This window comes from Bradyrhizobium sp. 18BD (genome assembly GCF_054185225.1).
Window position 1 is genome coordinate 1 of sequence record NZ_JAVAYL010000037.1, and the last position, 21,834, is coordinate 21,834.

A 21,834-nucleotide genomic window follows, 5' to 3' on the forward strand; every position below is an offset into this window, starting at 1 on the left:
AAGCCTCGCTATAATCACCCATGACTCGCCCTCCTTGCGTGAGGCTCTGCCCGGACCATCCGGGTAACCCTCGCAGTCGCATCGAGGGTGAGTCGCCCCGTTCCGCAAAGGGACATACGGTCTGAGGAGCGCTCCAACGGAGCGCGTCTCGAAGGATCGAGGCCGCGCTGCGTGCGGCGAGTACGCGCTCCTCGCCATGCGGGGATAGGACTGCCGTCACAGCCACTGTTTAGACTCTCCTAACCATACGCCACGGCAAAGCCCCCGAATCGTCTGCCCTTGCCGTATCTCGGCCAAGTTGCGGTCAAAATCCGACGCCCTAGTCGGATGACCGACGCCGTCGTGCGGGGGACACTCGCGCTGCGCTCAACGCGAACAGGGGAACACCGATGAACGCCATTCGTCCGGAAAAGACCGAAGCCGCCGAGACCGAAACCGTGGACAACAACCTCGCTGCGGTCACCGAGGTCGAAGCCGGCATCCGTGACTTCGTCCGCAACGACATCGCCTATCTGCGCCGCCCGGCGGCGACCAGCACCACCGACGCGCCGCCGCTCGACCCGAGTGCGGAAGCCACCGTCAACAACGTCAACTCGCTGATCCAGCGCGTCGCCGGCACCTCGCTCGCCGAGATCGAGAATCTGATCTCCGAGCTCGAGAGCCTGCGCGACCTGCTCCACGCCGAAGGCCAGCGCGTCCAGCGCGAGATCTCCGGCTACGCCCAGCTCAGCCAGGCCGCGATGAAGTCGACCCGCATGATCGCCGACAACGTCGCCCAGTGGAAGCGCGCCGCCGACGGCCTTCGCAACAGCTAAGCATCGGCGCCAGGCATCACCGAGCCGCCGCGTCCCGAAAGGGGCGCGGCGGTTTTGATTCTGAAGACGTGATGGGCGCGCACATACGGCCAACACGACAGGTGTCATCGCCCGCCTTGTGCGCGATTGCGCACTGGGGCGGGCGATCCAGTATTCCAGAGACAGCGAGGCTCAAACCGAGAGGCCGCGGCGTACTGGCCCCGCCTTCGCGGGGCATGACAGTGGAGGCTGTGGCTGCGAAAGGCGCGACGGCGCGGCAATGGACACGCGTTCACAGCGTCACGCGGCCAGCACAGATCCACTTTTGAACCCTCCACCCGGTCCAGGCGACCAATGCCTAGCGCTCTGCCGCCCACGCCAGGGCTTGGGGATATCTCACATGGAAAGCATTCGGCCCGATACCACGGACCCCATACCGCTGCGGCCTGCGCCGAACCAGTTCGGCACGATCATGCTGCGCTTTGTCGGATTGTTGGCGGTTGCGATCGCGGTGCTGGCGTTCGTCTATAGCCGCTGAGGGTGGAGGCCGCGTCGCGGCCCCACGAGTTAACGACCCTTACCGGGCCGCGTCGATGCTCGAGGCTTCCAGGGTGTAGGCGCCGTCGGCATAGCCCTTCACCACCATGCCGGCGACCAGCATCACGGCCAGCGTCGCGGTAGCAAAGATAAATCCGACCAGCTTGAGTGCGCCGCGGTCTGCCATGGTACTCGTTCCCCTGTCTGCCCAATTCGTTTCAATTAGACAGCGACAGGTTCATAATTGGTTAGCAACTCGATGGTTCCGCCGACTGCTTCGCAGCCAAACCATGTTGCGCAGGCTTATGGCAGCCGTCCTGAAACGCGTCCATAGCGCGCGGGCAACACTTGCGCACTCATTTGGGCCGTTCATTCTGGAACAGGTCTAAGCCTTCGCGCGCGTCGGCACGAAGGCGCTGGCGGTGATGGAGTACACCTCTTCGCCGCGCTGGTTGGTACCGGTGGTGCGGGCCGTCAAGATGCCCCAGCCGGGTCGCGAGGCCGAGGTGCGCTTGTCGATGACGACGTTGACGTAACTGACGGTGTCGCCGGCGAGCACCGGCCTGATCCAGCGCAGATCGCGAAAGCCCGGCGACGGGCCCCACACTGCGACCTCCTCGCCGCGCGCTGCGGCCTCGCGCGCCAGGCGTTGGCCGTCCGCGACAAGCAGGCTCATGCAGGCCGAACCGACATGCCAGCCGGACGCCGCGAGCCCGCCGAACAGCGAGTTCTTGCCCTCCTCCGCATCGAGGTGAAAGCGCTGCGGATCGAACTTGGCGGCGAATTCCTTGATGGCTTCGGCCGTAAACGTATAGGAGCCGATCTCGCGGCGCTGGCCGATCGCGATGTCGTCGAAGAACCGCATCAGACCGCTCCCTCGCGCCGCTTGATCAGGATCGGCGAGGTCATCTCGCACAGCGCCTGCCCTGCCGCATTGCGCACGGTGCATTTGAACTTGACGATGCCGAGCTCCGGGCGGCTCTTCGAGGCGCGCGCCTCGAGCACGTCGACATCGAGGGTCAGGTCGTCACCGGGCCTGAGCGGCGACAGCCAGCGCACCTCGTCGACGCCGGGAGAGCCCAGCGAGGCGGCGCGGGTGATGAAGCCGTCGGCCATCATCCGCATCATCAGCGAGCAGAGGTGCCAGCCCGAGCCGGACAGGCCGCGCAGCATGCTCTTGCTGGCAGCCTCCTCGTCGAGGTGCATGGGCTGCGGATCGAACTCGGCGGCAAAGGCCAGGATCTCGTCGCGGGTGACATGGCGCGGGCCGAATGTTCCAAACCGGCCGGGCGGAAAATCTTCGAAGGTCAGGGTCATCTTGGGATTGGCTAGCGGGAATGACAGATTGTGGCCGCACTTTGCGGCAATCTCAACCCGCCGGCCCGCATGGCTCGTGCTACATACGCGGGATCGGCGTTGGTCTGAGTCGGATCGACCGAGGGCCAGGATCCCGCTATCACGGCCCGAATTGAAGTCCCGATTTGCCCTGGGGAGAGCAATGTTTTCATTCAGCGACCTGTTTCAATGGGACCGCTTCATCACGCCGACGATCATCAAGACCTTTTACTGGCTGGTGATCGCGCTGATCTGCCTGTTCGGCCTCTCCGGCATCTTCTCCGGCCTCGCTGCGATGGCGATCAGTCCGTTCGGCGGCTTCCTGGTGCTGCTGTCGTCGATCGCGAGCGTCGTCGTCGGGATCGTGTTCTCGCGCATCGCCGCGGAGCTGATCCTGATCGTCTTCCGCATCAACGAGCATCTCGGTGCGATCAGGGACCAGGGCGGCGGGATGAAGTGAGGCTCTCGTGTCCCGGACGCGGCGCGGCACGAAATGACGCGACGCAGAGCCGGGACCCATGCATCCGCAATCAAGACTCCTGGGCCCCGGCTCTGCAGCGCACCGCAAGAGCGCTGCGCTGCGTCCGGGGCACAGGATCAGCCTTACGTATTAAACCGGAAATGCATCACGTCGCCGTCGGCGACGACGTATTCCTTGCCTTCGAGGCGGAGCTTGCCGGCATCGCGGGCGCCGGCTTCGCCGTTCAGCGCAACGTAATCCTCATAGGCAATCGTCTCGGCGCGGATGAAGCCCTTCTCGAAGTCGGTGTGGATCACACCGGCCGCGCCCGGCGCCTTGGTGCCGCGATAGATGGTCCAGGCACGCGCTTCCTTCGGGCCCACCGTGAAATAGGTGATGAGGTCGAGCAGCGTGTAGCCGGCGCGGATCAGGCGGTCGAGACCGGCCTCCTCGAGACCCAGCGTCTCCAGGAAGTCGGCGCGCTCCTCACGCGAGATGGTGGCGATCTCGGATTCGATCTTGGCGGAGATGACGACGGCGACGGCGCCTTCCTTGGCGGCCTGGTCCTGCACCGCCTTCGAGAACGAGTTGCCTGTCGCGGCCGAGCCCTCCTCGACGTTGCAGACGTAAAGCACGGGCTTGGACGACAGCAGGCCGAGCATACCAAAGGCACGCTCCTCCTCCGCCTTGCGCTCGACGAGCCGCGCAGGCTTGCCGTCGCGCAGCAGCACCAGGGTGCGGTTGACGAGGTCGAGCTGCTCCTTGGCGTCCTTGTCGTTGCCCTTGGCCTTCTTGGAGAGGTTGTCGACGCGCTTCTCGAGGCTGTCGAGGTCGGCGAGCATCAGCTCGGTCTCGATGGTCTCGATGTCGGCGAGCGGGGCGATCTTGCCCTCGACATGGGTGATGTCGGAGTCCTCGAAGCAGCGCACGACATGCGCGATGGCGTCGACCTCGCGGATGTTGGCCAGAAACTGGTTGCCGAGACCTTCGCCCTTGGAGGCGCCACGCACCAAGCCGGCGATGTCGACGAAGGTCAGCCGGGTCGGGATGATCTGCCCCGATTTGGCGACCGCTGCGAGCTTGTCGAGCCGCGGATCCGGCACGGCGACTTCGCCGACGTTCGGCTCGATGGTGCAGAACGGATAGTTCGCGGCCTGCGCCGCGGCCGTCTCGGTCAGCGCATTGAACAAGGTCGACTTGCCGACATTGGGCAATCCGACGATTCCGCATTTGAATCCCACGAGCGTTATTCCTTGCCGTTCTCGTCCTTGGTCAAAAATCCCTTCGCCTGCATCGCGAGATGCACCCTGTTGGCAAAGGTCGCGTCCGTGCCTTTGACGATCAGTGCGGCGTGCTCGGCGACCGCGTCGCAGAGCGTCGTCACCCAGTCGTTGTCGGCCTTGGCGAAGTCCGACAGCACATGGCCGTGCACCATCTCCTTGACGCCGGGATGACCGATGCCGAGCCGGACCCGGCGATAGTCGTTGCCGATATGCGCCGAGATCGAGCGCAGGCCGTTGTGGCCGGCGATACCGCCGCCGATCTTCACCCGAACCTTGCCCGGCGGCAGTTCGAGCTCGTCGTGAAACACCGTGGTGTCGCCCGGCGCGATCTTGAAGAAGCTCGCGGCCTCCTGAACGCTGCGACCGGACTCGTTCATGTAGGTCGTCGGCTTGAGCAGGATCACGCGCTCAGTGCCGAGCGTGCCTTCCGAGGTCTCGCCCTGAAACCTGCGACGCCACGGCGCAAAGCCATGACGCCGCGCGATCTCGTCGACGGCCATGAAGCCGATATTGTGCCGGTTACGTGCGTATTTCGCGCCGGGATTGCCGAGCCCAACAAAGAGTCGCATGACGCGGCGCGCCCCTCGCTCGGCGCGCGATCAGAGACCGCGCGCCAGCCTTGAGAGATTACTTCTTCTTGTCGCCGCCGGCGGGAGCCTTGGCAGCAGCGGCAGGCGCAGCAGCACCCGCAGCCGGAGCCGCAGCACCAGCCGCCGGAGCAGCCGCAGCGCCCGGAGCCGCGCCACCAGCAGCAGCCGCAGCCGCGGCCTTCTGCTCTTCGGCGTAGCCGGACGGCGGCACGATGGTGACGAGGGTCGCGTCCTCGCGGGTCAGCGCCTTCACGCCGGCCGGAAGCTTGACGTCCGACAGATGCAGCGAGTGACCGATTTCCAGCGCGCCGACGTCGGCCTCGATGTACTGCGGGATGCTCTCGACGCCGCATTCGAGCTCGATCGCGTGGGCGACGATGTTGACGGTGCCGCCGCGCTTCACGCCGGGCGAACCTTCAGCCTTCACGACATGCAAGGGAACGCTGATGCGGATGGTGGCGCCTTCGCCGAGCCGCATGAAGTCGACATGGATCGGGAAGTCCTTGACCGGATCGAGGTGATAGTCGCGCGGAATCACGCGATGCTTCTTGCCCTCGAGGTCGATGTCGACCAGCGTGGTCAGGAACCGGCCGGCCAGGATGCGCTGGCGCAGTTCACGATCTTCGATCGAGATCGTGACGGGGGGCTGGTTGTTACCATAGATCACTCCGGGCACTCTGCCGGCGCGACGCTCAGCCCGGGCGGCCCCCTTGCCGCTCTTCGGACGTGCGGTCGCCTTCAATTCCTTGACGGTCGTCGCCATGTCGTTAAGTCCTTGTTTTTGCAAAAGTTAATGGGCCGCAGCGCGGCCCATGGCATAGTCCACAGCAAGCCTCCAGGGGTGCGGGGGCCGTGAACGTGGCGGGCTTTTACCCGGAAGACGCGGAAATGACAAGGAGAATGGGCTGCCGGGCGGCCCCGCGGAAATCCTTGTAGCCCGGATGGAGCCAAGCGAAATCCGGGACCTTTGCCGCTGGAACACCCCGGATTGCGCGGAGCCTGTCATCGGGCGGCGCTTCGCGCCGACCCGTTGGCTCCATCCGGGCTACGGGACCGGCGCCTACCCCCCGAGCTTGGCCTCCAGCGCTGCGACGCGCGCCTTCAGGGCCTCGTTCTCCTCGCGCGCCAAGCGGGCCATGTCCTTGACCGCCTCAAACTCCTCGCGCTTGACGAGGTCCATGTCGCGCAGGAATTTTTCGGCCTGGGTGCGCATCACGGTGTCGAACTCGCGCTTGACGCCCTGGGCGGCACCGGCGGCGTCGTTCATCAGGCGGCCGATCTCGTCGAAAAACCGGTTGTTGGTCTGGGTCATGTCGGTCTCCTGGCAGCGTCGATAAACTTTGCGCGAACACTCAAAAAGACAATGGCAATCCGGGCGGAACGGTTCAAGGGCTGATCGGCGGTATCCTTGTCATGCCCCGGTTTCCTTGCAATCGTATTCAACGTCCCTGCATAAGAAGAATCAGAAGGCGCACGAGATGATCGACCAGCAGATTGCGATCCCCACCAAGGACGGCCATACCGCGACCTTCATCAGCCATCCCGAACGCGGCGGGCCGTTTCCGGTCATCCTGTTCTACATGGACGCGCCGGCGATCCGCGAGGAACTGCGCGACATGGCGCGCCGGCTTGCGACGTCGGGCTATTACGTGATGCTGCCGAACCTCTATTACCGTTCCGGCGTGATGGAGCTCGGCGCGCTGCCGGCCGATCCGAACGCACCGGAGCGCAAGCGCATGTTCGCGCTGATGGGCTCGCTCACCATCCCCATGATCATGGACGACACACGGGCGCTGCTTACCTATGCCGAAGGCCAGGCCGCCGCGAACACTGAGATCGTCGGCACCGTCGGCTACTGCATGAGCGGCCGCTACGCCGTCAACGCCGCCACACATTTCCCCGATCGCGTCAAGGCCGCCGCCTCGATTTACGGCACGCAGCTTGCGACCGACCAGGACGACAGCCCGCATCGCGCCGCGAACAAGACCGAGGCCGAGCTCTATTTCGCCTGCGCCGAGACCGACATCTATGCGCCGACCGAGATCATCGAGAAGGTGAAGCAGGGCATGAGCGGCGCGAACGCCGAGGTCGAGATCTATCCCGGCACGCATCACGGCTTCGCCTTCCCCAAGCGCCCGGTCTATGACCGCGACGCCGCCGAACGGCATTGGGAGCGGCTGCTGGCGCTCTATCGCCGCAATCTCGTCTAGACATAATAGAAGGCCTGATGCCGTTCCTGCTCATCGACTTTCCATCGTTCAGTCCGATCGCAGTCGCGATCGGACCGTTCGCGATCCGCTGGTACGCGCTCGGCTATATCTGCGGGATCACGTTCGGCTGGCTCTATGCGCGCTCACTGATCAAGAAAGACAGGCTATGGGGCGGGGCGTCGCCGATCAGTCTGGTGCAGATCGACGATTTCATCCTGTGGGTCACGCTCGGCATCATTCTCGGTGGCCGTACCGGCTACGTCCTGTTCTACAATTTGCCCTTCTTCATCGAGCATCCGGCTGCCATCTTCAAATTGTGGGAAGGGGGCATGTCCTTCCACGGCGGCTTTCTCGGTTGCGTCGTAGCGGTGATGTGGTTCGCCCGGAGGAACGGCATCTCGATCCTGTCGCTCGGCGACATCACCTGCGGCGTTGCGCCGATCGGGATCTTCCTGGTGCGGCTGACCAACTTCATCAACGGGGAGCTGTGGGGCCGCGCAGCCGACCCGAGCCTGCCCTGGGCCATGATTTTCCCGACCGGCGGTGACGTGCCGCGCCATCCGAGCCAGCTTTACGAAGCGGGCATGGAGGGCATCCTGCTCTTCATCGTGCTGGCGGTGATGATCCGAATGGGGGCCTTGAAGCGGCCGGGGCTCATCCTCGGCAGCTTCATCCTGATCTACGGCCTGACCCGGATCATCGGCGAGCATTTCCGCGAGCCGGACGTCCAGCTCGGCTACCTCTGGGGCGGGTTAACCATGGGTATGCTGTTGTCGATCCCGATGCTTATTGTAGGCCTCATACTTATTGTATTGGCAGTGAGGCGCGGTGCGCCGAAGCCGATCGAGGCAGTTCGTTAATTCATTTCGAGAAAGCACGCCGTGACCGACCAGCCGCTACTCAACGAGATCAAGGCGCTGATCAAATCCTCGGGCCCCATGCCGGTCTGGCGGTACATGGAACTGTGCCTGATGCATCCGCGCTACGGCTATTACGTCTCGCGCGACCCGCTCGGGCGTGAAGGCGATTTCACCACCGCCCCTGAGGTCAGCCAGATGTTCGGCGAGCTCCTGGGCCTGTGGACCGCCTCGGTGTGGAAGCAGATGGGCTCGCCGCAATTCTTGCGGCTGATCGAGCTCGGCCCCGGCCGCGGCACCATGATGGCGGACGCGCTGCGCGCGCTCCGCGTGCTGCCGCCGCTCTACCAGGCGCTTCACATCCACATGGTCGAGGTCAACCCGGTGCTGCGCGACCGGCAGAGTGCGACACTGTCGGGCGTGCGCAACATCGCCTGGCATGACAGCATCGATGACGTGCCCGAAGGACCGAGCATCATCCTCGCCAACGAATATTTCGATGTGCTGCCGATCCACCAGATGACGAAGCGCGAGAACGGCTGGCACGAGCGCGTGGTCGAGATCGATCCCAACGGCAAGCTTCAATTCGGCGCGGCGGCCGAGCCGACGCCGCGCTTCGACGTGCTGCTGCCGCCTCTGGTGCGCGCCGCGCCCGTTGGCGCCGTGTTCGAATGGCGCCCGGACGGCGAGATCATGAAGCTCGCCACGCGCGTGCGCGATCAGGATGGTGCAGCGCTGATCATCGATTACGGCCATTTGCGCAGCGATGCCGGCGACACCTTCCAGGCGATCGCGCGCCACACCTTCACCGATCCCTTGAAGGCGCCGGGCCAGGCCGACGTCACCGCCCATGTCGACTTCCAGGCGCTCGCGCGCGCAGCGGAGGATGTCGGCGCGCGCGTGCACGGCCCGGTGACGCAGGGCGACTTCCTCAAGCGCGTCGGCATCGACACCCGCGCCGCCGCCCTGATGCAGAAGGCAACGCCGGAAGTGGCCACCGACATTTCGGTGGCGCTGAAGCGCCTGACCGAGACGGGACGCAGCGGCATGGGCTCAATGTTCAAGGTGCTCTGCATCTCCGAGCCGCGATTGTCGGGCATCGCCGGCCTCAGCGATCTCGAACATTCCGGAGGCGCGTCATGACGCTTGCTTCGTCGCTGCTGTCGGGCGTGCCCGGCCTGCGCCATGCCTTCTTCACGCGCGAGGGCGGCGTCTCCGGCGGCATCTACGCCGCGCTGAACGGCGGGCTCGGCTCCAATGACGATCAGGCCCTGGTCGCGGAGAACCGGCGCCGCATGGCCGAGCATGTCGGCGTCGCGCCGGACCATTTCGTCAGCCTGCACCAGATCCATTCGCCCGACGTGCTCGTCGCCGAGACGCCGTGGCCGAGCGGTCCGCGGCCGAAGGGCGATGCGCTGGTAACGAAGACACCCGGCATCGCGCTCGGCGTCTCCGCCGCCGATTGCGGTCCGGTGCTGTTCGTCGATCCCCACGCGCGCGTCATCGGCGGCGCCCATGCCGGCTGGAAGGGCGCGCTCACGGGCGTGCTGGAATCCACAATCGCGGCGATGGAAAAGCTCGGCGCCGCCCGTAGCGGCATCATCGCCGCGATCGGCCCGCTGATCCGCCAGGACAGCTACGAGGTCGGCAACGAGTTCGTGACGCGCTTCGTCGAGGCGGATGCGGACAATGCGATGTTCTTCATCCCGTCGGCGCGCGAGGGCCACGCGATGTTCGATCTCGCCGGCTTCATCCGCAAGCGGCTCGAAGCCGCCGGCATCCTGTTGATCGACGACCTTGGACTCGACACCTACGCCGACGAACGCTTCTTCAGCTATCGCCGCTCGGTGCATCGCAAGGAGCCGGATTACGGCCGGCACGTTCACGCGATTGCGCTCGAGGCGTGAACACACCGGCAACGTCGTCTCATTCCGGGGCGATGCACAAATATCGTGCCCGTAATGCCCCGGATCTGTGTTGCGCCTGCCCTAGACCTTAATCGATTTTAACGATATCGCTGCCCTCAATGAGGGAAGCGTCATCCATCTTGCGCCGCGCTGGTTCGCGCGTGCTGGCGGTCACGTTGCTGGCAACGGCGGCCGCGCTCGGCGGCTGCGCCGGTGGCGGCGGCAGCGCCGCCAACTCCTATGCGATGGCGCCGAGCGCCGGCTCCGGAGCGACGGTCGCCTTCGAATCGATCGACGGACCGCCGCCGCAGGTGTTCGACCGCATGGTCGGCGTGCTCGACAGCGAATCCAAGCTGCGCAGCCTGTCCGTCGTCTCCCGCGAGGGAACGGCCGCCTATCGCGTGCGCAGCTATCTCTCCGCCCAGGTGGTGCGGGGCAAGACCGTGATCGCCTGGGTCTGGGACGTCTACGACGCCAACCAGCAGCGGGCGCTGCGCCTCTCCGGTGAGGAACCGACCACCGCCAAGGGCGGCCGCGATGCGGCGCGTGATCCTTGGCAAGCGGCCGACGACCTCGTGCTGCGGAAGATCGCCCAGGCCGGATTCAGCGGACTTTCCAACATGATCAACGGAACGCCGGAGGCCCCGAGCACCGCTCCGGGCCTGCGGGGACCGGCGGTGGCAAGCGTGACCCCGGAGGCGCCGGCGTCGGACTTGCCGACCTCCGCGCTTGGCTATGCCGAGCGCTAACCCCCGCTCAACCACGGCCTCAAGTTGCGGCCAAGCCGTTGGCCCGACTCAGGATTTTCGAAGGGAAAACGTAGCATCCCGGGTTGCCATTGCGCCCCCCGGCCTGATATTTGCTCGGCCGTCGTAACCGTGCTGTCAGTGGGTATTTTCTGATGTTGAACGTCGTATCCAGCAAAGCGCGGGAGGAAGCGTCCATGTCGGCCAAGAACGGCTCCATCAAGCTTGTCGCCGGCAACTCCAATCCGGCTCTCGCCCAGGCCATCGCGCAGGGCCTCGATATGCCGCTGACCAAAGCGGTGGTCCGGCGCTTCGCCGACATGGAGATCTTCGTCGAGGTCCAGGAGAACATCCGCGGCTCGGATGCCTTCATCATCCAGTCGACCTCGTTTCCGGCGAACGACAATCTGATGGAGCTGCTGATCATCACCGACGCGCTTCGCCGCTCCTCGGCGCGCCGCATCACCGCAGTGATCCCCTATTTCGGTTATGCCCGGCAGGACCGCCGCTCCGGCTCCCGCACGCCGATCTCGGCCAAGCTCGTCGCCAATCTGATCAGCCATGCCGGCGTCGACCGCGTCATGACGCTCGACCTGCATGCCGGCCAGATCCAGGGCTTCTTCGACATCCCGACCGACAATCTGTTCGCTGCTCCCCTGATGGTGCGCGACATCCGCGAACGCTTCGACCTCGGAAAGGTGATGGTGGTCTCGCCCGACGTCGGCGGCGTGGCCCGCGCCCGCGGCCTCGCCAAGCGCATCAACACCCCGCTCGCGATCGTCGACAAGCGCCGCGAACGTCCGGGTGAATCCGAAGTCATGAACGTGATCGGCGACGTCTCCGGCTACAGCTGCATCCTGGTCGACGACATCGTCGATTCCGGCGGCACGCTTGTGAACGCGGCCGACGCGCTGATCGCGAAGGGTGCCAAGGACGTCTACGCCTACATCACCCACGGCGTGCTCTCCGGCGGCGCGGCCGCGCGTATTGCCGGCTCGAAGCTGAAAGAGCTCGTCATCACCGACTCGATCCTGCCGACCGAGGCGGTGAGCAAGGCGCCGAACATCCGCACGCTGCCGATCGCGAGCCTGATCTCGGACGCCATCGCGCGCACCGCCGCGGAAGAGTCGGTGTCGAGCCTGTTCGACTGATTTCTTCGCCTCTCCCCGCTTGCGGGGAGAGGCCGGAATTCGAGCGAAGCTTGAATTCCGGGTGAGGGGGACTCTCCGCGAGTCCAACTCTCACCGTCCCCATAGAGACCCCCCGCACCCCACCCTCTCCCCGCAAGCGGGGCGCGCGCGTCTCCCATCCCTCACTCCGACGCACCGCAGCACGTCCCCCGCCCCCACGGGTTGTTGCCGACAGCGGCGCATGACATCATCCGGATATCGAGTCACCGCCTGGATGCCTGATGCCGCGCCGGAAATTCGCTTGGGAAAAGCTATCGGACGAGCAGCTGCTTCAGCAGCGCCTGAGTAGCCTGAAGGTTACGGTCGAAGGCACCTGGCTCGAAGACTGCGTTGCAACGCTTCACGAGGAGCTCGAGGAGCGGGGCATCCGGCTCCGGCCGCACACCTGGATCTCGAGCGAATGGTTCAGTCCGGGCGGCGTGCCCGGAATCGCGCTGCCCTTCTATCTCGCCCATCCTCGCCTGATGAAGCTTGAGAAGAAGATGATGTTCGACGTCGAGGGCGGAACCTGGCGCGAATGTATGGCCATCCTCCGTCACGAGGCCGGCCATGCGCTGCAGCACGGCTACCAGCTGCAGCGCCGCCGGCGCTGGCAGCAATTGTTCGGCCCGTCGTCAAAACACTATCCGCGCTACTACCGGCCTAACCCGGCGAGCCGGCGTTACGTCCAGCATCTCCGGCTCTGGTACGCGCAGAGCCACCCGGACGAGGATTTCGCCGAGACCTTTGCCGTGTGGCTGCGGCCGCGCTCGAACTGGCGGACGCGATATGCCGGCTGGCCGGCGCTGAAGAAGCTCGAATATGTTGACGAGCTGATGGGTGAGATTGCGGGAAAACGACCGCTGATCACGACGCGAGAGCGTGTCGATCCACTGAGCAAGCTCAGCCAGACGCTCGAAGACCACTACAAGAAGAAGCAGGCTTTTTACGCCTTCACGCCACCGAAGACCTACGACCGCGACCTCTCCCGGTTGTTCTCCGCCGATCCACGGCATCATCGCTCCAAGCCCGCTTCGAGCCTGATCAGGCGGCACCGCGCCCAGATCAGGCAACTGGTCGCGCGATGGACGGGCGAGAACCAGCTCACGCTCGATGCCGTGCTCGACGAAATGATCTCCCGCTGCCGCGAGCTCGATTTGCGCGCGGTCGGCCCGGAACAAAAGCTCGTTCTCGATTTCACTGTCCTCGTGACCGCCAAGACGATGCACGCGCTGTTCGGCCCGTCTCGGCGCAAATGGATCGCGCTATGAGACGACTCCGTATTCTCGTGCTGATGCATCCGGACTTCCTGCCGCCGGATTCGAGTGACGGATACACGCCGCAGGAAATCAACAACTGGAAGACGGAATACGACGTCGTGAGCACCTTGCGCGCGGCCAAACATGAGGTTCGCGTCCTCGGCGCTCAGGAGGAAATCAGGCCGGTGCGCGAAGCGATCGAGCAGTTCAAGCCGCACGTGGTTTTCACGCTGCTGGAGGAATTCCACAACAACGTCGCTTACGACCAGCACATCGCCAGCTATCTCGAGCTGATGAAGGTCCCCTACACTGGATGCAACCCGCGTGGCCTGATCCTGGCGCGCGGCAAGGATTTATCCAAGACGCTGGTGCACCACCGCCGCATCGCGGTGCCGGCCTTCGCCGTTTTCCCGATGCGACGCAAAGTCAGGCGGCCGAAGCATCTTGCGCTGCCGCTGATCGTCAAGGCCCTGAACATGGATGGATCTGCCGGCATTTCTCAGGCCTCCATCGTCGATACCGACGAAAAGCTCGCGGAGCGCGTCGCCTTCATCCACGATCGGAGCGAAACCGCGGCCATCGCCGAGCAGTTCATCGAGGGACGCGAGCTTTATGTCGGCGTGCTCGGTAACAACCGGCTGCGCGTCCTGCCGGTCTGGGAATTGAAATTCGGCAGCATGGGCGGACGCAGGTCACGCCACATCGCCACGGAAAGGGCCAAGCACGACACTGACTATCAGGAGAAGGTCGGTATCGTCGACGGGCCGGCGAAGGATCTAGCGCCTGAAGTCACCGCACGGATCCAGCGCGCCGCGAAGCGCATCTACCGGGCCCTTGGCCTCGACGGCTACGCGCGCATCGATTTTCGCCTCGCCGCCGACGGCACGCCGTACTTCATCGAAGCCAACCCCAATCCGGAAATCGCCAAGAGCCAGGAGTTCGCCACCGCGGCTCAACATGACGGGCTCAAATACAGGGAGCTGCTCCATCGCATCCTGACGCTGGGGATCAGCCGGGCGAAGGCGGGTGTGTCGCTGGGGTGAGCTGAGCCGGCTTGCACCGCTCGTAAGGTGGGCAAAGGCGCAACGCGCCGTGCCCACCAATCGATGTTACGGCAAGGAATGGTGCTTTGCCCACCCTACGGCAGCGACCGCAGCTAGCCGGCCTCGGCCTTCGCGCTCACCACTTCCGCAAACGACTTGAAGAACTCCCCCGCAAGCTTCGTCGCGGTGGAGTTGATCAGGCGCGCTCCCAACTGCGCGAGCTTGCCGCCGATCTGCGCGTCGACATCGTAGTGCAGCACCGTCACGTCAGCGCTCTCGGATTCCAGCCGCACGACCGCGCCGCCCTTGGCGAAGCCGGCCACGCCGCCGGAGCCTTCGCCCGAGATGCGATAGGAGTTGGGTGGATCGAGATCGGACAGGGTCACCTTGCCGCTGAAGGTCGCCTTCACCGGGCCGACCTTGAACACCACCGTGGCGGTCATCTCGTTCGGTGCGGTGACGTCGAGCGACTGGCAGCCAGGGATACACTGTTTCAGCACAGCGGGATCATTCAGCGCTGCCCACACCTGTTCGCGTGACGCGGGGATACGCTGGCTGTCGTTCATCTGCATGATCGTTTACTCTCTGCTTGCTGGCTGTTGGGCGGCGCGCTGGCCACGCCGCCGCTCCCTGGTGATTTCGGCGAGGATCGACATCGCGATCTCTTCTGGCGTGATGGCGCCGAGATCGAGCCCGGCCGGCGCCTTGAAATCGTCGATCGCAGCGGCGCTGGCGCCTTCCGCAAGGAGCTTTGCGCGCAGCGAAGCCATCTTGCGGCGGCTGCCGACGAAGGCGTGATAACTGGCCCTGGTTGCGATTGCTGCACGCAAGGCGGCCTCGTCGCCCTTGCCCTGCGTCGAGACCACGACGAAGCGTTTGGCGTCGTTGAGCTCGCCGAGCTGATAGCCGTCGATGATCGCATCGGCATCCGGCTGGGCCGTGAGCTCAGTCGCGGGCGCGGCGATCGTAACGTGATAGCCGAGCACGCGTGCCTGTGCCGCCAGCGACAGCGCCACAGGGCTTGCACCGAGGATGACCAGCGACGGATGCGGCAGCACCGGCTCGACGAAGATGTCCATCGTACCCTTGCTCGGGCACATGTTGCTGGCAAAGCGGATGCCGTCGCGGCTCTCGCCGGCGCTGACGCCGAGTTCGGCGAGCAGATTCTCCGGCTGCACCGAGACCATGCGCGGTTCGCCGTCGGCGAGCGCCTCACGCGCCGCCTTCAGCACCGCGCCTTTGGCGCAGCCTCCGCCGATCCAGCCCGCGACGATGGTGCCGTCGGCGGCAATGATCGCCTTGGCGCCAGCCTTCGCCGCGGTCACCGAGACCGTGCGCACCACCGTCGCGAGCACGAAGGCGCGCTCGGCGGCCTTCATCTGCGCCACGAGATCCAGCACTTCGACATGGGCCGTCATCGGACTATCCCCTAGAGCTTGGCCAGATAGGGTTCGAGCGCGCGCAGACTCTGCAGCGAGTTCGCGGGCGCATAGAGATCAACATGCGGCAGTGCGGCCTTGATGCCGCGCGCTTCGGGCGCATAGCCCTCCCACGCCATCATCGGATTGAGCCAAACGATACGGCGGCAGCGCCGGTGCAGCGCCGCCATTTCCCGGCCGAGCAGCGCGGCATCGCCGGTCTCATAGCCATCAGAGACGATCATCACGCAGCTGCGCGAATGGATCACGCGCGCGGCGTGCCAGCGGTTGAAGGTCTGCAGGCTCTCGCCGATCCTGGTGCCGCCGCCCGCGCCCTGCGCCATGATCGAGAGCCGGTCGAGCGCGCGGCCGGCGTCCTTCTCCTTCATCGCATCGGAGACGTAGGCGAGGCGCGTGTGAAACAGGAATGCCTCGGCCTCGCGGAACTGGTCGAGCACGCCGTGGATGAAACGCAGGAACACGGATGTGTACATGCTCATCGAACCGGAGGCATCGAGCAGCACGACCAGCCGCAGCGGCTTGTCCTTGCGCTGGCGCTTCACGAGGCTGATCGGCACGCCGCCGTGGCTGATGTTGCGATGGATGGTGCGGCGGAGATCGAGCCGGTAGCCACGCCGGCGCGCCAGATCCCGCCGGGTCAACCGCGTGCGCATGGCGCGCGCGAGCTGCGCTGCGGCTTCATGGGCCTGCGCGACCTGATCGGGATCGCTCAGCTTTCGGAAATCGACCTCGGCGAGATTATCCGCACGCGAGGCGCCTTCCATGCGGCCCTCGCCGGCACGACCTTCCGGCGCATCATCGGAGGACGGAAGCTGGTCGGTGACGGATTGGCCGCTGCCCTGCTCCGCCGACTTGTCCTGCAAGCTCTTCAGCGACGGATTGCTCGCGCCGGGCGCCGCGCCAATCGTGCGGGAGCGCGATCGCACACGCTTGCCGAGCCAGAACGCGTCGAACAGCCCGTCGAACTTGTCCCAGTCGGATTTGCGCGCCGAGAACAGATGCTTGAACGCTGCGCGCAGCAGGCCGGGCCGGGCCGCATAGCCGGATGATATCAAGGTCGCGGCATCCTGCCCTTCGGCGAGACCGACGCGAAAGCCGGCATCGCGCAAGGTGCGCTGGAAGGCGGCAAGCCTTGCGGACACAAGGCGGGACACCTCATTGAGGTCGTCATATCCTGGGCTGGAGCCACAGCAGCTCATGCGACCCTCCCCAGCAGGCGCTGTGTCACTTCCGGGGTGACGCGGGCGCGGTCCTCGTGAGTCTTGAGCAGGCAGATCAGCGTCTCATGCACCGTCTCGGGCGCGTCATGGAGATCGCGGATGTCGAGGCCGACGAGAGCAGCCGCCCAGTCCAGCGTCTCCGCCACGCCCGGCACCTTCCGCAATTCCTCCTTGCGCACGCCCTCGACCATGCGCGCGATCTGGAGCGACAGCGATGGGCTCGCGCCCGCGACGCGCGTCAAAATGATGCGGGTCTCGCGGTCGACGTCGGGATAATCGACGTAGTGATAAAGACAGCGGCGGCGCAGCGCGTCGGAGAGCTCGCGGGTGCCGTTCGAGGTCAGCATGACATGCGGGATGGTGATTGCCGGAATGGTACCAAGCTCGGGGATCGAGACCTGGAAGTCCGACAGCAACTCCAGCAGGAACGCCTCGAACTCGTCGTCGGCGCGGTCGATCTCGTCGATCAGCAACACCGGCGCCTGCGCGCGACGGATCGCAGCGAGCAAGGGACGTTCGAGCAGGTATTTTTCCGAGAACACCTGGTCCTCGATGCTGTCGGTGCCGCGATGCGCCTGGATCGCCAGCAATTGCCGCTGGTAATTCCATTCGTAAAGCGCAGCGGATTGATCGAGGCCTTCATAGCATTGCAGGCGGATCAGCTCGGTCGCGTGGACCTTTGCCAGCGCCTTCGCCACCTCGGTCTTGCCGACGCCCGCCTCGCCCTCCAGCAGCAGCGGACGCCGCAACAATTGCATCAGCGAGATCGCGGTCGCGAGGTCCGCATCGGCGATGTAGCCCGATGCGGCCAGCGCTTGCGCGATCTCGTCACGGTTTTTCATGCTTCCATTGCCTCCTCGTCATTGCGAGGAGCGAAGCGACGAAGCAATCCAGACTGCTTCCGCGGTGGGATACTGGATTGCTTCGCTTCGCTCGCAATGACGGCCTGACTACGCCACCGCCCCCAGATCCTTCGCCGCCTTCCAGTTTCGCCAGAAATCGTGCGGCATCTGGATGTGCGTGGATCCCAGGAACGAGAACGCGTCGTTGACGGCGTTGGAGAACGCCGGCACGCCGCCGACATTCGGGCTTTCGCCGACGCCCTTGGCGCCGATCGGGTGATGCGGCGACGGGGTGACGGTGAAGTCGGTCTCCCAATGCGGCGTCTCCACCGCGGTCGGCATGAAGAAGTCCATGAACGAGCCGGTGACGACGTTGCCGACGTCGTCGTAGCGGATCTCCTGGCCCATCGCGATGGCGAAGGCCTCGGTGAGGCCGCCATGCACCTGCCCCTCGATGATCATCGGGTTGATGCGGGTGCCGCAATCGTCGAGCGCGTAGAAGCGCCGGACCTTGTACACGCCGGTATCGACGTCGATGTCCATCACGCAGAGATAGGCGCCGAACGGATAGGTCATGTTGGGCGGATCATAATAGCTGACCGCTTCCAGCCCAGGCTCCATGCCAGGGGGTACCGAGTTGTAGGCCGCCCAGCAGATGTCCTTCATCGACATGAACTTTTCCGGCAGGCCCTTTACCCGGAAGCCGTCGATGTCGAACTCGAGATCGTCCTCGTGAACCTCGAGCTTGTAGGCCGCGATCATCTGCGCCTTGGCCTTGATCTTTCGCGCAGCCATCGCAATTGCCGCGCCCGCCACCGGCGTCGAGCGTGAACCGTAGGTGCCGAGCCCGTAGGGCGCGGTGTCCGTATTGCCCTCTTCCACCATGATGTTGTCGGCGGGAATGCCTATCTCGGTCGCGATGATCTGGGCCCAGGTGGTCTCGTGGCCCTGGCCCTGACTCTTGGTGCCCATGCGCGCAATGCCCGCACCGGTCGGATGCATGCGGATCTCGCAGGAGTCGAACATCGCGATGCCCAGGATGTCGCAATTCTTCGACGGGCCGGCGCCGACGATCTCGGTGAAGAAGGAGATGCCGAGGCCCATGATCTCGCGGGTCTCGCCGCGCGCGAACGCGGCGCGCTTCTCCTGTTGTTCTTTCCGGAGCGCGGCGTAACCCGTCGTCTCCATCATCTTGCGCATGGCGGTGTGGTAGTCACCGGAATCGTATTCCCAACCCAGCGCCGAGTGATACGGGAACTGCTCCGGCTTGATGAAATTCTTCAGCCGCAGCTCGGCCGGATCCATATTGAGCTTCTGCGCCAGAATATCCATGGCGCGCTCGATGCAGTAGGCGGCCTCCGTGACGCGGAACGAGCAGCGGTAGGCGACGCCGCCGGGCGCCTTGTTGGTGTAGACGCCGTCGACAGCCAGATGCGCGGTCGGGAAGTCATAGGAGCCGGTGACGATGTTGAAGAAGCCGGCCGGCCATTTCGACGGGTCGGCGCAGGCATCGAACGCGCCGTGATCGGCGAGCACGTGCACGCGCAGCCCCGTAACCTTGCCGTTCCTGGTCGCGGCGATCTCGGTCGTCATGTGGTAGTCGCGCGCGAACGAGGTCGCGGTCAGATTCTCGATGCGGTCTTCGACCCATTTCACCGGCTTGCCGGTGACGATGGAGGCCACCGCCGCGCAGATATAGCCGGGATAGGCGCCAACCTTGTTGCCGAAACCGCCGCCGATATCGGGGGCGATGACGTGGATCTTCTGCTCCGGCAGCTTTGCGATCAGCGCCACCACGGTGCGGATCACGTGCGGGGCCTGGAACGTGCCGTAGATCGTCAGCTCGCCCTTGATCTTGTCGAAGGAGCAGACGCACTGGCAGGTCTCCAGCGGCGACGGATGGGTGCGGTGATAGGAGATCATCTCCTTGATCCTGACCTCGGCCTTATTGAAGGCCGCATCGGTCAGCTCCTTGTCGCCGACGGTCCACTCGAAGATGTGGTTGTCGTGCTTGCGCGGACCGTGCGCGCCCGATGTCTTGCCGACGAGGTCCTCGCGCAATATCGGCGCGTCCTTGTCCATCGCCTTGAAGGGATCGACCAAAGGCGGCAGCGGCTCGTATTCGACGATCACCTTGTTGATGCCGTCATCGGCCGCATAACGGTCGGTGGCAACGACGAAAGCGACCTCCTGATTCTGGAACAGCACCTTGCCGTCGGCCAGCACCATCTGCACGTCGCCGGCGAGCGTCGGCATCCATGCGAGGTTGACGGTCTTCAGCGTCTCGGCGGTGATGACCGCGAGCACGCCGGGGACCTTCAGCGCCTCGCTGTCGTCGATCTTCTTGACGCGCGCATGCGGATGCGGCGAGCGGACGAAGTCGCCATGCAGCATGCCCGGCAGCTTGACGTCGTCGACGTAATTGCCCTTGCCTTGCGTGAAGCGGATGTCCTCGACGCGCTTGCGCTTGCAGCCCATGCCTTCGAGTGCGGCTTCGCGTTGTTCCCGCGTGGGAGTCATGTCGTTCATTCTGCGGCCTCCCGGAATTCCACGCCGTTGATCTTCGCGGCGGCGTATTGAATGGCTTTGACGATGTTCTGGTAGCCGGTGCAGCGGCAGATATTGCCGGAGATGCCCATCCGTATTTCCTGCTCGCTCGGCGACGGATTCTCTTTCAGCAGACGATGCGCCCGCATGATCATGCCGGGCGTGCAGAAGCCGCATTGCAGGCCGTGCATCATGCGGAAGCCCTCCTGCAGCGCGGACAGCGTGCCGTCGGCATTGGCCATGCCTTCGACGGTCGTGATGTCGCTGCCCTCAGCCTGGACCGCGAACATCGTGCAGGATTTCACCGACATGCCGTCGATATCGACGGTGCAGGCGCCGCAATGCGTGGTCTCGCAGCCGATATGGGTGCCGGTCATCTGCAGGTTCTCGCGGATGAAGTGCACCAGCAGCGTGCGCGGCTCGACGAGGCCTTCGACCTCGGCGCCGTTCACCTTCATGGTGACGTGTGTTTTGGCCATCGATCCCTCCCTTACTTCGCTCGGCTAGCTGCGCGCTGAAGCGCGCGCGTCACCATGATGCCGCCGACATGTTTGCGGTATTCGACCGGACCGCGGGCATCCGCGGCCGGCGCCATGATCGCTTCGGCTGCCGCGGCGGCCTTCTTCAGTGTCGCCGCATCGAGGCTGGAGCCGATCACCGCCCTGGCCGCGTCAACGGCGAGCAGCGGCGTCTCGTGCACGTTGGTGAGGCCGATCGAACAGGTCGCGACGTTGCCGCCGGACATGGTGAGGACGACAGCGGCGGCCGCGGTCGCGTAGTCGCCGACCTTACGCTTGAGCTTTTCATAGGCGTAGCCGTGGCCAGCCGCCGGCACGGGCACCGACACGGAGGTGAGGATCTCACCGGGCTCGAGCGCGGTGAAATAGGCGCCCTGATAGAAGTCGGCCGCCGGAACGTCGCGGACGCCGCCGGCGCCTTCGAGGCGATAGGTCGCACCCAGCGTCATCATCAGCGCCGGCATGTCGTTGCCGGGATCGCCATTGGCGACATTGCCGCCGATCGTGCCGCGATAGCGCACCTGCGGGTCGGCGATCAGCAGCGCCGCCTCATGCAGGATCGGCATCGACTTGGCGACTTCATCGGAGGCCAGCAGCTCGTGCTGGGTGGTCATCGCGCCTATGACGAGATTGTTGCCGCTCCGGCTGATGCCCTTGAGAGCGGCGATGCCGTGCAGATCGATCAGATGGGCGGGGGTGGCGAGCCGCAGCTTCATCATCGGCACCAGGCTGTGCCCGCCGGCCAGTGGCCGCGCATCCTCGCCGAGGTCGGATAGAAGTTTGACGGCGTCGGCGACACTCGCCGGCCGGTGATAGCTGAATGAGCCCGGGATCATCATCTCCTCCCACATTCGTCCTTGGCTGTGACGGCGCGGACGTTGGTGGAAAGCTCACTCCCGGCGGAGCGGGCCGCAATCATTCGGGCACAAAGAGGGGCTTTTTGCACGAATTACGGCCCCGAACGCACGAACTGCGTCAGGCGTGGCGACCCTTCACCTCGCCCCGCTTGCGGGGAGAGGTCGGATTGCATCGCAAGATGCAATCCGGGTGAGGGGGTACAGGTCTATCGAAGAATCTC

25 protein-coding genes are annotated in these 21,834 nt (G+C 65.0%); 11 read left to right on the forward strand and 14 right to left on the reverse strand.

Features of this window, described 5'->3' with window-relative positions; all coding sequences use genetic code 11:
- Nucleotides 1–389: 389 nt before the first annotated feature.
- Together RAD16_RS39410 and RAD16_RS39415 are read left to right on the forward strand one after the other, a co-directional pair.
- The gene (locus RAD16_RS39410) at nucleotides 390–815 is read left to right on the forward strand and encodes a hypothetical protein (protein ID WP_458163308.1); all 426 of its coding nucleotides are present in this window, start codon (nucleotides 390–392) and stop codon (nucleotides 813–815) included.
- A 379-nt stretch (nucleotides 816–1,194) separates the two neighbouring features.
- On the forward strand, nucleotides 1,195–1,332 hold the full coding sequence (locus tag RAD16_RS39415; protein ID WP_018648329.1) for a hypothetical protein: 138 nt from the start codon (nucleotides 1,195–1,197) through the stop codon (nucleotides 1,330–1,332).
- 39 nt (nucleotides 1,333–1,371) lie between these two features.
- Here the strand turns inward: RAD16_RS39415 and RAD16_RS39420 are convergent, their stop codons facing one another.
- From RAD16_RS39420 to RAD16_RS39430, 3 genes are all read right to left on the reverse strand, one after another.
- Nucleotides 1,372–1,518, reverse strand: coding sequence for a hypothetical protein (locus RAD16_RS39420; RefSeq protein ID WP_458163310.1), 147 nt, complete (start codon nucleotides 1,516–1,518; stop codon nucleotides 1,372–1,374).
- A gap of 198 nt (nucleotides 1,519–1,716) precedes the next feature.
- Nucleotides 1,717–2,196 carry a MaoC family dehydratase gene (locus RAD16_RS39425; RefSeq protein WP_458163312.1) on the reverse strand — a complete coding sequence of 160 codons (480 nt, stop codon included), beginning with the start codon at nucleotides 2,194–2,196 and terminating at the stop codon, nucleotides 1,717–1,719.
- Nucleotides 2,196–2,648 carry a MaoC family dehydratase gene (locus tag RAD16_RS39430; protein ID WP_458163314.1) on the reverse strand — a complete coding sequence of 151 codons (453 nt, stop codon included), beginning with the start codon at nucleotides 2,646–2,648 and terminating at the stop codon, nucleotides 2,196–2,198. Before RAD16_RS39430 ends, RAD16_RS39425 begins: the two co-directional genes overlap by 1 nt.
- A gap of 181 nt (nucleotides 2,649–2,829) precedes the next feature.
- On the opposite strand from RAD16_RS39430, the gene RAD16_RS39435 reads away from it, so the two are divergent.
- The gene (locus tag RAD16_RS39435) at nucleotides 2,830–3,126 is read left to right on the forward strand and encodes a DUF4282 domain-containing protein (RefSeq protein WP_458163316.1); all 297 of its coding nucleotides are present in this window, start codon (nucleotides 2,830–2,832) and stop codon (nucleotides 3,124–3,126) included.
- A gap of 143 nt (nucleotides 3,127–3,269) precedes the next feature.
- On the opposite strand, the gene ychF is transcribed toward RAD16_RS39435, so the two are convergent.
- The 4 genes from ychF to RAD16_RS39455 all read right to left on the reverse strand — a co-directional run bounded on the left by ychF (nucleotide 3,270) and on the right by RAD16_RS39455 (nucleotide 6,311).
- Nucleotides 3,270–4,367, reverse strand: a complete 1,098-nt coding sequence (gene ychF, locus RAD16_RS39440; protein ID WP_458163318.1) for a redox-regulated ATPase YchF — start codon at nucleotides 4,365–4,367, stop codon at nucleotides 3,270–3,272.
- Nucleotides 4,368–4,372: 5 nt separating this feature from the next.
- Nucleotides 4,373–4,978 carry an aminoacyl-tRNA hydrolase gene (gene pth, locus RAD16_RS39445; RefSeq protein ID WP_458163320.1) on the reverse strand — a complete coding sequence of 202 codons (606 nt, stop codon included), beginning with the start codon at nucleotides 4,976–4,978 and terminating at the stop codon, nucleotides 4,373–4,375.
- A gap of 58 nt (nucleotides 4,979–5,036) precedes the next feature.
- On the reverse strand, nucleotides 5,037–5,762 hold the full coding sequence (locus RAD16_RS39450) for a 50S ribosomal protein L25/general stress protein Ctc (protein ID WP_458163322.1): 726 nt from the start codon (nucleotides 5,760–5,762) through the stop codon (nucleotides 5,037–5,039).
- A 297-nt stretch (nucleotides 5,763–6,059) separates the two neighbouring features.
- Nucleotides 6,060–6,311 carry an accessory factor UbiK family protein gene (locus RAD16_RS39455; RefSeq protein ID WP_157328420.1) on the reverse strand — a complete coding sequence of 84 codons (252 nt, stop codon included), beginning with the start codon at nucleotides 6,309–6,311 and terminating at the stop codon, nucleotides 6,060–6,062.
- 166 nt (nucleotides 6,312–6,477) lie between these two features.
- Between RAD16_RS39455 and RAD16_RS39460 the strand changes: the two genes are divergently transcribed.
- From RAD16_RS39460 to RAD16_RS39495, 8 genes are all read left to right on the forward strand, one after another.
- Nucleotides 6,478–7,209, forward strand: a complete 732-nt coding sequence (locus RAD16_RS39460) for a dienelactone hydrolase family protein (protein ID WP_458163325.1) — start codon at nucleotides 6,478–6,480, stop codon at nucleotides 7,207–7,209.
- Nucleotides 7,210–7,226: 17 nt separating this feature from the next.
- Nucleotides 7,227–8,069 (forward strand): prolipoprotein diacylglyceryl transferase, encoded by an 843-nt coding sequence (gene lgt / locus RAD16_RS39465; protein ID WP_458163327.1) that lies wholly within the window; start codon nucleotides 7,227–7,229, stop codon nucleotides 8,067–8,069.
- 21 nt (nucleotides 8,070–8,090) lie between these two features.
- The gene (locus RAD16_RS39470; RefSeq protein ID WP_458163329.1) at nucleotides 8,091–9,209 is read left to right on the forward strand and encodes a class I SAM-dependent methyltransferase; all 1,119 of its coding nucleotides are present in this window, start codon (nucleotides 8,091–8,093) and stop codon (nucleotides 9,207–9,209) included.
- The gene (pgeF, locus tag RAD16_RS39475; RefSeq protein ID WP_458163331.1) at nucleotides 9,206–9,973 is read left to right on the forward strand and encodes a peptidoglycan editing factor PgeF; all 768 of its coding nucleotides are present in this window, start codon (nucleotides 9,206–9,208) and stop codon (nucleotides 9,971–9,973) included. Before RAD16_RS39470 ends, pgeF begins: the two co-directional genes overlap by 4 nt.
- A gap of 119 nt (nucleotides 9,974–10,092) precedes the next feature.
- Nucleotides 10,093–10,722 (forward strand): hypothetical protein, encoded by a 630-nt coding sequence (locus tag RAD16_RS39480; protein ID WP_458163333.1) that lies wholly within the window; start codon nucleotides 10,093–10,095, stop codon nucleotides 10,720–10,722.
- Nucleotides 10,723–10,916: 194 nt separating this feature from the next.
- On the forward strand, nucleotides 10,917–11,870 hold the full coding sequence (locus RAD16_RS39485) for a ribose-phosphate pyrophosphokinase (RefSeq protein WP_458163335.1): 954 nt from the start codon (nucleotides 10,917–10,919) through the stop codon (nucleotides 11,868–11,870).
- Between the two features lie 260 nt (nucleotides 11,871–12,130).
- Nucleotides 12,131–13,159: a putative zinc-binding metallopeptidase gene (locus tag RAD16_RS39490; RefSeq protein ID WP_458163337.1), complete on the forward strand. Its 1,029-nt coding sequence runs from the start codon at nucleotides 12,131–12,133 to the stop codon at nucleotides 13,157–13,159.
- Nucleotides 13,156–14,190 carry a D-alanine--D-alanine ligase family protein gene (locus tag RAD16_RS39495; protein ID WP_458163339.1) on the forward strand — a complete coding sequence of 345 codons (1,035 nt, stop codon included), beginning with the start codon at nucleotides 13,156–13,158 and terminating at the stop codon, nucleotides 14,188–14,190. Before RAD16_RS39490 ends, RAD16_RS39495 begins: the two co-directional genes overlap by 4 nt.
- 113 nt (nucleotides 14,191–14,303) lie before the next feature.
- On the opposite strand, the gene RAD16_RS39500 is transcribed toward RAD16_RS39495, so the two are convergent.
- From RAD16_RS39500 to RAD16_RS39530, 7 genes are all read right to left on the reverse strand, one after another.
- The gene (locus RAD16_RS39500) at nucleotides 14,304–14,762 is read right to left on the reverse strand and encodes an SRPBCC family protein (RefSeq protein ID WP_458163341.1); all 459 of its coding nucleotides are present in this window, start codon (nucleotides 14,760–14,762) and stop codon (nucleotides 14,304–14,306) included.
- 6 nt (nucleotides 14,763–14,768) lie between these two features.
- Nucleotides 14,769–15,608 (reverse strand): XdhC family protein, encoded by an 840-nt coding sequence (locus RAD16_RS39505; protein WP_458163343.1) that lies wholly within the window; start codon nucleotides 15,606–15,608, stop codon nucleotides 14,769–14,771.
- A gap of 11 nt (nucleotides 15,609–15,619) precedes the next feature.
- Entirely contained in the window at nucleotides 15,620–16,828 is a 1,209-nt protein-coding gene (locus tag RAD16_RS39510; RefSeq protein WP_458163345.1) for a vWA domain-containing protein, read from the reverse strand.
- Entirely contained in the window at nucleotides 16,825–17,691 is an 867-nt protein-coding gene (locus RAD16_RS39515; RefSeq protein ID WP_458163347.1) for an AAA family ATPase, read from the reverse strand. The genes RAD16_RS39510 and RAD16_RS39515 overlap by 4 nt, the downstream gene beginning before the upstream one ends.
- Nucleotides 17,692–17,799: 108 nt before the next feature.
- Complete coding sequence (locus RAD16_RS39520) at nucleotides 17,800–20,220, reverse strand: aerobic carbon-monoxide dehydrogenase large subunit (RefSeq protein WP_458163349.1); 2,421 nt, start codon at nucleotides 20,218–20,220, stop codon at nucleotides 17,800–17,802.
- On the reverse strand, nucleotides 20,217–20,717 hold the full coding sequence (locus RAD16_RS39525; RefSeq protein ID WP_326897636.1) for a (2Fe-2S)-binding protein: 501 nt from the start codon (nucleotides 20,715–20,717) through the stop codon (nucleotides 20,217–20,219). Before RAD16_RS39525 ends, RAD16_RS39520 begins: the two co-directional genes overlap by 4 nt.
- An 11-nt stretch (nucleotides 20,718–20,728) precedes the next feature.
- Nucleotides 20,729–21,592 (reverse strand): FAD binding domain-containing protein, encoded by an 864-nt coding sequence (locus RAD16_RS39530; protein WP_458163351.1) that lies wholly within the window; start codon nucleotides 21,590–21,592, stop codon nucleotides 20,729–20,731.
- Between the last annotated feature and the right edge of the window lie 242 nt (nucleotides 21,593–21,834).

Excerpts from the sequence above, each read along its gene's own strand:
- RAD16_RS39410 (WP_458163308.1), top strand. The coding sequence starts at position 390 with ATGAACGCCATTCGTCCGGAAAAGACCGAAGCCGCCGAGACCGAAACC.
- RAD16_RS39415 (WP_018648329.1), top strand. The coding sequence starts at position 1,195 with ATGGAAAGCATTCGGCCCGATACCACGGACCCCATACCGCTGCGGCCT.
- RAD16_RS39420 (WP_458163310.1), bottom strand. The coding sequence starts at position 1,518 with ATGGCAGACCGCGGCGCACTCAAGCTGGTCGGATTTATCTTTGCTACC.
- RAD16_RS39425 (WP_458163312.1), bottom strand. The coding sequence starts at position 2,196 with ATGCGGTTCTTCGACGACATCGCGATCGGCCAGCGCCGCGAGATCGGC.
- RAD16_RS39430 (WP_458163314.1), bottom strand. The coding sequence starts at position 2,648 with ATGACCCTGACCTTCGAAGATTTTCCGCCCGGCCGGTTTGGAACATTC.
- RAD16_RS39435 (WP_458163316.1), top strand. The coding sequence starts at position 2,830 with ATGTTTTCATTCAGCGACCTGTTTCAATGGGACCGCTTCATCACGCCG.
- pth (WP_458163320.1), bottom strand. The coding sequence starts at position 4,978 with ATGCGACTCTTTGTTGGGCTCGGCAATCCCGGCGCGAAATACGCACGT.
- RAD16_RS39450 (WP_458163322.1), bottom strand. The coding sequence starts at position 5,762 with ATGGCGACGACCGTCAAGGAATTGAAGGCGACCGCACGTCCGAAGAGC.
- RAD16_RS39455 (WP_157328420.1), bottom strand. The coding sequence starts at position 6,311 with ATGACCCAGACCAACAACCGGTTTTTCGACGAGATCGGCCGCCTGATG.
- RAD16_RS39460 (WP_458163325.1), top strand. The coding sequence starts at position 6,478 with ATGATCGACCAGCAGATTGCGATCCCCACCAAGGACGGCCATACCGCG.
- lgt (WP_458163327.1), top strand. The coding sequence starts at position 7,227 with ATGCCGTTCCTGCTCATCGACTTTCCATCGTTCAGTCCGATCGCAGTC.
- pgeF (WP_458163331.1), top strand. The coding sequence starts at position 9,206 with ATGACGCTTGCTTCGTCGCTGCTGTCGGGCGTGCCCGGCCTGCGCCAT.
- RAD16_RS39480 (WP_458163333.1), top strand. The coding sequence starts at position 10,093 with ATGAGGGAAGCGTCATCCATCTTGCGCCGCGCTGGTTCGCGCGTGCTG.
- RAD16_RS39485 (WP_458163335.1), top strand. The coding sequence starts at position 10,917 with ATGTCGGCCAAGAACGGCTCCATCAAGCTTGTCGCCGGCAACTCCAAT.
- RAD16_RS39490 (WP_458163337.1), top strand. The coding sequence starts at position 12,131 with ATGCCGCGCCGGAAATTCGCTTGGGAAAAGCTATCGGACGAGCAGCTG.
- RAD16_RS39495 (WP_458163339.1), top strand. The coding sequence starts at position 13,156 with ATGAGACGACTCCGTATTCTCGTGCTGATGCATCCGGACTTCCTGCCG.
- RAD16_RS39500 (WP_458163341.1), bottom strand. The coding sequence starts at position 14,762 with ATGCAGATGAACGACAGCCAGCGTATCCCCGCGTCACGCGAACAGGTG.
- RAD16_RS39505 (WP_458163343.1), bottom strand. The coding sequence starts at position 15,608 with ATGACGGCCCATGTCGAAGTGCTGGATCTCGTGGCGCAGATGAAGGCC.
- RAD16_RS39510 (WP_458163345.1), bottom strand. The coding sequence starts at position 16,828 with ATGAGCTGCTGTGGCTCCAGCCCAGGATATGACGACCTCAATGAGGTG.
- RAD16_RS39515 (WP_458163347.1), bottom strand. The coding sequence starts at position 17,691 with ATGAAAAACCGTGACGAGATCGCGCAAGCGCTGGCCGCATCGGGCTAC.
- RAD16_RS39520 (WP_458163349.1), bottom strand. The coding sequence starts at position 20,220 with ATGAACGACATGACTCCCACGCGGGAACAACGCGAAGCCGCACTCGAA.
- RAD16_RS39525 (WP_326897636.1), bottom strand. The coding sequence starts at position 20,717 with ATGGCCAAAACACACGTCACCATGAAGGTGAACGGCGCCGAGGTCGAA.
- RAD16_RS39530 (WP_458163351.1), bottom strand. The coding sequence starts at position 21,592 with ATGATCCCGGGCTCATTCAGCTATCACCGGCCGGCGAGTGTCGCCGAC.